This window comes from Pseudomonas sp. RA_15y_Pfl2_54, assembly GCF_963971015.1.
Taxonomy (GTDB): Bacteria; Pseudomonadota; Gammaproteobacteria; order Pseudomonadales; family Pseudomonadaceae; genus Aquipseudomonas; species Aquipseudomonas baetica_A.
This window is the reverse complement of record NZ_CAXAPN010000028.1, coordinates 89,219-97,503: the sequence shown is the minus strand read 5'-3', so window position 1 is coordinate 97,503 and position 8,285 is coordinate 89,219. Positions and strand designations below refer to the sequence as shown.

General features: G+C 59.0%; 10 protein-coding genes. 9 read left to right on the top strand and 1 reads right to left on the bottom strand.

Annotation, left to right across the window (positions count from 1 at the left end):
- Nucleotides 1-158: 158 nt before the first annotated feature.
- Complete coding sequence (gene suhB, locus AACY50_RS20085; RefSeq protein WP_016773320.1) at nucleotides 159-977, bottom strand: type III secretion system regulator SuhB; 819 nt, start codon at nucleotides 975-977, stop codon at nucleotides 159-161.
- 145 nt (nucleotides 978-1,122) lie between these two features.
- Here suhB and trmJ point away from each other — a divergent pair, with 145 nt between their 5' ends.
- The 9 genes from trmJ to fdx all read left to right on the top strand — a co-directional run bounded on the left by trmJ (nucleotide 1,123) and on the right by fdx (nucleotide 8,278).
- Nucleotides 1,123-1,893: a tRNA (cytosine(32)/uridine(32)-2'-O)-methyltransferase TrmJ gene (gene trmJ, locus AACY50_RS20080; protein WP_108226533.1), complete on the top strand. Its 771-nt coding sequence runs from the start codon at nucleotides 1,123-1,125 to the stop codon at nucleotides 1,891-1,893.
- A gap of 3 nt (nucleotides 1,894-1,896) precedes the next feature.
- The gene (gene cysE / locus AACY50_RS20075; protein ID WP_339432824.1) at nucleotides 1,897-2,673 is read left to right on the top strand and encodes a serine O-acetyltransferase; all 777 of its coding nucleotides are present in this window, start codon (nucleotides 1,897-1,899) and stop codon (nucleotides 2,671-2,673) included.
- A gap of 232 nt (nucleotides 2,674-2,905) precedes the next feature.
- On the top strand, nucleotides 2,906-3,397 hold the full coding sequence (gene iscR / locus AACY50_RS20070; protein ID WP_009045442.1) for a Fe-S cluster assembly transcriptional regulator IscR: 492 nt from the start codon (nucleotides 2,906-2,908) through the stop codon (nucleotides 3,395-3,397).
- Between the two features lie 50 nt (nucleotides 3,398-3,447).
- Complete coding sequence (locus AACY50_RS20065) at nucleotides 3,448-4,662, top strand: IscS subfamily cysteine desulfurase (protein WP_221733371.1); 1,215 nt, start codon at nucleotides 3,448-3,450, stop codon at nucleotides 4,660-4,662.
- A gap of 83 nt (nucleotides 4,663-4,745) precedes the next feature.
- The gene (gene iscU, locus AACY50_RS20060; protein WP_003227907.1) at nucleotides 4,746-5,132 is read left to right on the top strand and encodes a Fe-S cluster assembly scaffold IscU; all 387 of its coding nucleotides are present in this window, start codon (nucleotides 4,746-4,748) and stop codon (nucleotides 5,130-5,132) included.
- Between the two features lie 34 nt (nucleotides 5,133-5,166).
- Complete coding sequence (gene iscA / locus AACY50_RS20055) at nucleotides 5,167-5,490, top strand: iron-sulfur cluster assembly protein IscA (RefSeq protein WP_003227904.1); 324 nt, start codon at nucleotides 5,167-5,169, stop codon at nucleotides 5,488-5,490.
- Between the two features lie 8 nt (nucleotides 5,491-5,498).
- Nucleotides 5,499-6,020 carry a co-chaperone HscB gene (gene hscB / locus AACY50_RS20050; RefSeq protein ID WP_008084660.1) on the top strand — a complete coding sequence of 174 codons (522 nt, stop codon included), beginning with the start codon at nucleotides 5,499-5,501 and terminating at the stop codon, nucleotides 6,018-6,020.
- A 51-nt stretch (nucleotides 6,021-6,071) separates the two neighbouring features.
- Nucleotides 6,072-7,937 carry a Fe-S protein assembly chaperone HscA gene (gene hscA, locus AACY50_RS20045; protein WP_339539048.1) on the top strand — a complete coding sequence of 622 codons (1,866 nt, stop codon included), beginning with the start codon at nucleotides 6,072-6,074 and terminating at the stop codon, nucleotides 7,935-7,937.
- Entirely contained in the window at nucleotides 7,937-8,278 is a 342-nt protein-coding gene (gene fdx / locus AACY50_RS20040; RefSeq protein WP_007916885.1) for an ISC system 2Fe-2S type ferredoxin, read from the top strand. The genes hscA and fdx overlap by 1 nt, the downstream gene beginning before the upstream one ends.
- Nucleotides 8,279-8,285: the final 7 nt, after the last annotated feature.

The window sequence follows — 8,285 nt, the reverse complement described above, 5'->3', positions numbered from 1 at the left end:
GGAAACAGGCTGGTCTGGCTGCGAGACTCTCCTTGGATGTAAGCCATAACGAAAAATGCTCCGTATCTTTCGATACGGAGCATTTTCATTGAGCGCTGCGCAGATTGCTAGGTTTTCACACAGTCTGCGAAGGGTGCTTTTTGCGTTTCGCTAAAAGCTTAGCGCTTCAGCGAAGCCGGCAGGTGCGGCTGGATCGCCGTCAGAACTGCCTTGAAGCACTTGGTGTTGCCGGCAACGATGTGGCCTTTTTCAAGGAAATCGTGACCGCCGGTGAAGTCGCTCACCAAACCGCCGGCTTCTTGAATCAGCAGGGCGCCTGCAGCCATGTCCCACTCGGACAGGCCCGACTCCCAGAATGCATCGAAACGACCGGCAGCGACGTAAGCCAGGTCCAGGCTCGCCGAACCAGCGCGGCGGATGCCGGCAGTTTGACCCACCAGAGCGCGGAACATGCCCAGGTAGTTGTCGAGGTTGTCCATCTGGTCGTCCCGGAACGGGAAGCCGGTGCCCAGCAGGGCGCCGTCGAGGCTGGTACGACCGCTGACGCGCAGGCGACGACCGTTCAGTTGAGCGCCGCGACCACGGCTGGCGGTGAATTCTTCCTGGCGAACCGGGTCCAGAACCACTGCGTGTTCCAGGCGACCGCGATATTTGCAGGCGATGCTGACGGCAAAGTGAGGAATGCCGCGCAGGAAGTTGGTGGTGCCGTCCAGTGGGTCAATGATCCACAGGTATTCTTCGCCTTCGATGCCGGTGCCGGCGTGCAGGCCAGTTTCTTCACCCTGGATCGAGTGATTCGGGTAAGCCTTGCGCAGGGCGTCGATGATTTTCTGTTCGGCGGCACGGTCAACCTCGGATACATAATCCTTGGCGTCTTTTTCGTCGACCTTGATGGTATCCAGGCGCTCGATGGAGCGGAAGATCAGTTCACTGGCGCTGCGGGCGGCGCGCAGCGCGATATTCAGCATGGGCTGCATGGATGTGTCACCTAAGGTTGTTAAAGAAAGCCGCGCATTCTATCAGAACTTTTCTTCAGGTGAAGGACGCTGTTCGCTTTCATAGCTTAACGGTAGGCTGTTCTGTAAGATTTGCACCCCTTCCCTGTGTCCGAGAGCGCCTCCCTTGCTGCAGAACATTCGTGTCGTCCTGGTCAATACCAGCCACCCCGGCAACATCGGCGGGGCTGCGCGCGCCATGAAAAACATGGGTCTGTCGCGATTGGTGCTGGTTGAGCCGCGGCTGTTCCCGCACCACGAAGCCGATGCTCGTGCTTCCGGTGCCGGTGACATTCTTGAAAACGCGCAAGTCGTCGCCACTTTGGAAGATGCCTTGGTCGGCTGCAATCTGGTGCTCGGCACCAGTGCTCGTGATCGACGCATTCCGTGGCCACTGCTGGATCCGCGCGAATGCGGCACCAAAGTGGTTGAGGAGGCCGGGCAGGGTGCCGAAATCGCTCTGGTGTTCGGTCGTGAAGATTCCGGCCTGACCAATGAAGAGTTGCAGCGATGTCACTTTCACGTGCACATCCCCTCCGATCCGGAGTTCAGTTCGCTGAACCTCGGCGCGGCGGTGCAGGTGTTGAGTTATGAAGTGCGCATGGCCTGGCTGGCCGCACAGGGTCAGCCGAGCAAGATCGAGAAAGAAGAAGTGGCCTCGGTGAAAAGTGCCGAACTGGCGACCATGGATGAGTTGGAGCGATTCTATGAGCATCTGGAACAGACGCTGGTCGCCATCGAATTCCTTGATCCGGAAAAACCACGGCACTTGATGGCGCGCCTGCGCCGGTTGTACGGACGCAGCTCGGTCAGCCGGGCGGAAATGAATATTTTGCGTGGCATTCTCACGGAAACCCAAAAAGCGGCCCGTGGTGAGCTTCTTAAGCGGAAGGACTAAATGATGTTTGAGCGTTTGCGTGAAGATATCCAAAGTGTGTTCCATCGAGACCCGGCGGCGCGTAACGCTTTTGAAGTCCTGACCTGCTACCCCGGGATGCATGCGATCTGGATTCACCGATTGGCCGGGATGCTCTGGCGCCATGATCTGAAATGGCTGGCGCGTCTGGTGTCGAACTTTGGTCGCTGGTTGACCGGGATCGAGATTCATCCGGGGGCGAAAGTCGGTCGACGCTTCTTTATCGATCACGGCATGGGGATCGTCATTGGCGAAACCGCCGAGATTGGCGATGACGTAACCATTTATCAGGGCGTGACCCTGGGTGGCACCAGTTGGAATAAAGGCAAGCGCCATCCGACGTTGGGTGATGGTGTTGTCGTCGGTGCGGGCGCTAAAGTGCTCGGCCCGTTCACGGTCGGCGCTGGTGCCAAGGTCGGCTCCAATGCCGTGGTAACCAAAGAAGTGCCGCCGGGCGCCACGGTTGTGGGGATTCCTGGGCGAATCATCGTCAAATCCGATGAGGAGCAGGACGCCAAACGCAAGGCCATGGCCGAGAAGATCGGCTTCGATGCCTATGGTGTCAGTGAGGACATGCCTGACCCGGTGGCGCGTGCCATCGGTCAGTTGCTTGATCACCTGCAAGCGGTGGATGGGCGACTGGAGGGGATGTGCGGCGCGCTGAAGGATCTGGGCAGTAGTTACTGTGCGAAAGATCTGCCTGAGCTGCGTGAAGAAGACTTTGCCTGCGTCAAAGGCAAGGATCAGAGTCAGGCGAGCTAAACCGCGTCGTATTCTTCGCGAGCAGGCCAGCATTGGAATGCATTCCCTTGTGGGGGTGGTCTCGCTCGCGAAGAACGATAACGCGGTATGTCTGGCTGTGCGCCACCAGCCTTTGCTATGATGCGCGCGCTCTTTTGCGGGTAAACCCGACTAAAGCACTAGGTCTTATAGTTGACTTAAATGCTCGGGAATTGCATACTCCCGCCCATTCTGAACTCCGTGGTAACTGTCCATGCGACTGACTACAAAAGGCCGATACGCCGTGACCGCCATGCTCGACCTGGCGTTGCACGCGCAGCACGGGCCCGTGTCTCTGGCCGATATCTCCGAGCGCCAAGGCATCTCCCTGTCCTACCTTGAACAGCTTTTCGCCAAGCTGCGCCGCAGTAACCTGGTTTCCAGTGTTCGCGGTCCGGGCGGTGGCTACCAGTTGTCCCGCGACATGCAGGGCATTCAGGTTGCTCAGGTGATCGATGCGGTGAACGAGTCGGTCGATGCTACCAAGTGCCAGGGCCAGGGCGATTGCCATTCCGGTGACACCTGTCTGACCCATCATCTGTGGTGCGACCTGAGCCTGCAGATTCACGAATTTCTGAGCGGTATCAGCTTGGCTGACCTTGTGACTCGCCGTGAGGTGCAAGAAGTAGCCCAGCGTCAGGATCAGCGTCGTTGCAATGGCAAGGCGCAGCACCTGGACAAGATTGAAGCGTCCGCCGTCGAATGACAGCCAAAGAGCTAGCGGCACGCCAGCCAGCCTGATTTAGGAGATAGTCCATGAAATTGCCGATTTACCTTGATTACTCTGCGACCACCCCGGTCGATCCGCGCGTTGCGCAAAAGATGAGTGAATGCCTGCTGGTCGACGGAAACTTCGGTAACCCGGCGTCCCGTTCCCATGTGTTCGGCTGGAAGGCTGAAGAGTCCGTCGAAAATGCCCGTCGTCAGGTGGCCGACCTGGTCAACGCCGACCCGCGCGAAATCGTCTGGACTTCCGGTGCTACCGAGTCCGATAACCTGGCAATCAAGGGCGCGGCACATTTCTACGCCTCCAAGGGCAAGCACCTGATCACCTCCAAAATTGAGCACAAGGCTGTCCTCGACACCATGCGCCAACTGGAGCGTGAAGGTTTCGAAGTGACCTACCTCGATCCTCAGACTGACGGTCTGATCACTCCTGAGATGATCGACGCCGCGCTGCGCGAAGACACCATCCTCGTGTCGATCATGCACGTAAACAACGAAATCGGCACCGTCAACGACATCGCTGCCATCGGCGAACTGCTTCGATCGAAAGGCATCCTGTTCCACGTTGACGCCGCTCAGTCCACTGGCAAGGTCGAGATCGACCTGCAGAAGCTGAAAGTCGACATGATGTCGTTCTCGGCCCACAAAACCTATGGCCCTAAAGGCATTGGCGCGCTGTACGTCAGCCGCAAGCCGCGTGTGCGCATCGAAGCGACCATGCACGGCGGCGGTCACGAGCGCGGCATGCGTTCCGGCACTCTGGCGACTCACCAGATCGTCGGCATGGGCGAAGCGTTCCGTGTGGCCAAGGAAGACATGGTTGCTGAAAACGTTCGTATCAAAGCCTTGAGCGATCGTTTCTACAAGCAGGTCGAGCATCTGGAAGAGCTGTACGTAAACGGCAGTCTGACTGCCCGCGTTCCGCACAACCTGAACCTGAGCTTCAACTACGTTGAAGGCGAATCGCTGATCATGGCGCTCAAGGATCTGGCGGTTTCGTCCGGTTCGGCCTGCACCTCGGCATCGCTTGAGCCTTCGTACGTACTGCGCGCTCTGGGCCGCAACGACGAACTGGCGCACAGCTCGATCCGCTTCACCTTCGGCCGTTTCACCACCGAAGAAGAAATCGACTACGCCGCGCAGAAAGTCTGCGAGGCCGTTACCAAGCTGCGCGCTCTGTCGCCGCTGTGGGACATGTACAAAGACGGTGTCGACATTTCGAAAATCGAGTGGGCGGCACACTGATTTCAAGTCGCCGCGAACCGGCCCTGTCAACTCAGGTTGTGGGGCATAAAGAGCGACTCTCTGATGAGTGAGGATTAAGAATCATGGCTTACAGCGAAAAGGTCATCGACCACTACGAAAACCCGCGTAACGTCGGCAAGATGAATGCCGAAGACCCGGATGTCGGCACTGGCATGGTCGGCGCACCGGCGTGCGGCGACGTGATGCGTCTGCAGATCAAGGTCAACGATCAGGGCGTGATTGAAGACGCCAAGTTCAAGACCTATGGCTGCGGTTCGGCCATCGCTTCCAGCTCCCTCGCTACCGAGTGGATGAAGGGCAAGACCCTGGACGAAGCGGAAACCATCAAAAACACTCAGTTGGCCGAAGAACTGGCCCTGCCGCCAGTGAAAATTCACTGCTCGGTACTCGCTGAAGACGCTATCAAAGCGGCCGTTCGCGATTACAAGCAGAAGAAAGGCTTGATCTGACTTTCAGGATTTGGCGACGAGTAAGGAGTCACCGATGGCTATCAGCATGACAGAAGCGGCTGCTCGACACGTGCGGCGCTCCCTCGACGGGCGCGGCAAAGGTGAAGGGATTCGTCTGGGTGTTCGCACCACAGGCTGTTCCGGCCTTGCCTACGTGCTGGAGTTTGTCGACGAGGTGGTTGCAGAGGATCAGGTGTTCGAAAGTCACGGTGAAAAAGTGATTATCGACCCCAAAAGCCTGGCCTACCTGGACGGCACCGAGCTCGATTTCGTCAAGGAAGGGTTGAACGAAGGCTTCAAGTTCAACAACCCCAACGTGCGCGGCGAGTGTGGCTGCGGCGAAAGCTTCAACATCTGAGGCTTGTCGTGGGTATTCCTTGTCATTTCGCTTTATTCGAGCTGCAACCGAGTTTCCGTCTGGATCTCGAGCAGTTGGCCACGCGCTATCGTGAGTTGGCGCGTGGCGTTCATCCTGACCGCTTTGCCGACGCTTCAGAGCGCGAGCAGCGGTCGGCTCTTGAGCAGTCTGCGCGTCTGAATGACGCTTATCAGACGCTCAAGAGCCCGGCCCAGCGTGCGCGCTACCTGCTGACCATCAGTGGGCATGAAGTGCCGATGGAGGTCACGGTCCACGACCCCGAGTTTCTTTTGCAGCAGATGCAATGGCGCGAAGAGCTCGAAGACCTTCAGGACAGCGCCGACCTGGACGGTGTCGCCGTATTCAAGCGTCGCCTGAAAGTGGCTCAGGAAGAACTCAATGAAAGCTTCGCAGCCTGTTGGGATGATGCAGCGCAACGCGAACAGGCCGAACGCCTGATGCGGCGCATGCAGTTCCTCGACAAGCTCACCTACGAAGTGCGCCAGTTAGAAGAGCGCCTCGACGATTAACCCAGTGCCGCTCCGGTCGCACGCCTGATATACAGATAAGTCCTGATCACGATGGCCCTACTGCAGATCGCCGAACCCGGCCAAAGTCCTCAACCGCACCAGCGTCGTCTGGCTGTGGGGATTGACTTGGGCACTACCAATTCGCTGGTCGCTGCGTTGCGCAGTGGTCTCTCCGAGCCGCTGGCCGACGCTGACGGGCAGGTCATCCTGCCGTCCGCCGTGCGTTATCACGGCGATCGCGTCGAAGTCGGCGAGTCGGCCAAATTGGCCGCCGCCTCCGATCCCCTGAACACTGTGCTGTCGGTCAAGCGCTTGATGGGGCGTGGTCTGTCCGACGTCAAGCAATTGGGCGAGCAACTGCCCTATCGCTTTGTCGGCGGCGAATCGCACATGCCGTTCATCGATACCGTACAAGGCCCGAAAAGCCCGGTCGAGGTCTCGGCCGATATCCTCAAGGTGCTGCGTCAGCGTGCGGAAGCGACCTTGGGTGGCGAGTTGGTCGGGGCGGTGATCACCGTGCCAGCGTATTTCGATGATGCTCAGCGTCAGGCCACCAAGGATGCGGCGAAACTCGCCGGCCTCAATGTGCTGCGCCTGCTTAATGAGCCAACCGCAGCCGCTGTGGCTTACGGTCTGGATCAGCACGCCGAGGGCCTGGTCGCGATTTATGACTTGGGCGGCGGCACCTTCGATATTTCCATTTTGCGTCTGACCGGCGGTGTTTTCGAAGTCTTGGCCACTGGCGGCGACAGCGCGCTGGGCGGTGACGACTTCGATCACGCGATTGCCGGCTGGATCATCGAGAGTGCGGGTTTGTCCGCTGATCTCGATCCGGGCGCGCAACGTAATCTGCTGCAAACTGCTTGCGCAGCCAAAGAAGCCCTGACCGACTCGGCGACTGTTGAAGTGGCTTACGGTGGCTGGAAAGCGCCGCTGACCCGCGAAGCTTTCGATGCGCTGATCGAGCCGATGGTCGCTCGCAGCCTGAAAGCATGCCGCCGCGCCGTTCGTGATTCCGGTGTTGAGCTGGAAGACGTACACGCCGTGGTCATGGTCGGTGGCTCGACCCGTGTTCCACGCGTTCGCGAAGCGGTCGCCGAAGCTTTCGGTCGTCAGCCATTGACGCAAATCGACCCGGATCAAGTGGTGGCCATTGGTGCCGCGATCCAGGCCGACACCCTGGCTGGCAACAAGCGCGATGGCGGCGAACTGCTGTTGCTTGACGTGATTCCGCTGTCCCTGGGGCTGGAAACCATGGGTGGCTTGATGGAGAAGGTAATCCCGCGCAACACCACCATCCCCGTCGCACGCGCACAGGATTTCACCACTTATAAAGACGGCCAGTCGGCCATGGCGATCCATGTACTGCAGGGTGAGCGTGAGCTGATCAGCGACTGCCGCTCCTTGGCGCGCTTCGAATTGCGCGGCATTCCGGCGATGGTGGCCGGTGCGGCGAAGATTCGCGTGACCTTCCAGGTCGATGCTGACGGTCTGCTCAGCGTTTCTGCCCGTGAACTGGGGTCGGGCGTTGAAGCGAGCATTCAGGTCAAGCCGTCCTACGGTCTGACCGACGGCGAAATCGCCAAGATGCTCAAGGATTCGTTCCAGCACGCCAATGACGATAAGGTCGCCCGCGTTCTGCGCGAGCAACAGGTGGATGCCCAGCGCCTGATCGAGGCTGTGCAGGGCGCTCTCGAGGTGGATGGCGAGCGTTTGCTCGACGCCGAAGAGCGCATGGTCATCGACCTGCAGGTGCAGGAGCTGGCCGAACTGATGAAAGGCACCGATGGTTACGCCATCGAGCAGCAGACCAAGCGTCTGTCGCAAGTGACCGACGCCTTTGCTGCCCGCCGGATGGATTTGACGGTGAAAGCCGCTCTGTCGGGGCGCAACCTGAATGAAATCGAGGATATCTGATGCCGCAGGTCATTTTTCTGCCCCACGAGAAGTTCTGCCCTGAAGGCATGGTGGTCGAGGCTGCGCCCGGCACATCGATTCTCGAACTGGCCCACGAACACCATATCGAGATGGAAAGCGCCTGCGGCGGCGTTTGCGCCTGCACCACTTGCCACTGCATCATCCGCGAGGGTTTTGACTCGATGGAAGAGGCTGACGAGCTGGAAGAGGACTTCCTCGATCGTGCCTGGGGTCTGGAGGCGCAATCGCGTCTGGCCTGTCAGGCTATCGTGGGTGAAGAAGACATCACCGTCGAGATTCCGAAATATTCGCTTAACCATGCGGCCGAAGCGCCGCACTGACTGGTAA

Coding starts and splice junctions, on each gene's coding strand:
- suhB (WP_016773320.1), bottom strand. CDS start 977: ATGCAGCCCATGCTGAATATCGCGCTGCGCGCCGCCCGCAGCGCCAGT.
- cysE (WP_339432824.1), top strand. CDS start 1,897: ATGTTTGAGCGTTTGCGTGAAGATATCCAAAGTGTGTTCCATCGAGAC.
- iscR (WP_009045442.1), top strand. CDS start 2,906: ATGCGACTGACTACAAAAGGCCGATACGCCGTGACCGCCATGCTCGAC.
- AACY50_RS20065 (WP_221733371.1), top strand. CDS start 3,448: ATGAAATTGCCGATTTACCTTGATTACTCTGCGACCACCCCGGTCGAT.
- iscU (WP_003227907.1), top strand. CDS start 4,746: ATGGCTTACAGCGAAAAGGTCATCGACCACTACGAAAACCCGCGTAAC.
- iscA (WP_003227904.1), top strand. CDS start 5,167: ATGGCTATCAGCATGACAGAAGCGGCTGCTCGACACGTGCGGCGCTCC.
- hscA (WP_339539048.1), top strand. CDS start 6,072: ATGGCCCTACTGCAGATCGCCGAACCCGGCCAAAGTCCTCAACCGCAC.
- fdx (WP_007916885.1), top strand. CDS start 7,937: ATGCCGCAGGTCATTTTTCTGCCCCACGAGAAGTTCTGCCCTGAAGGC.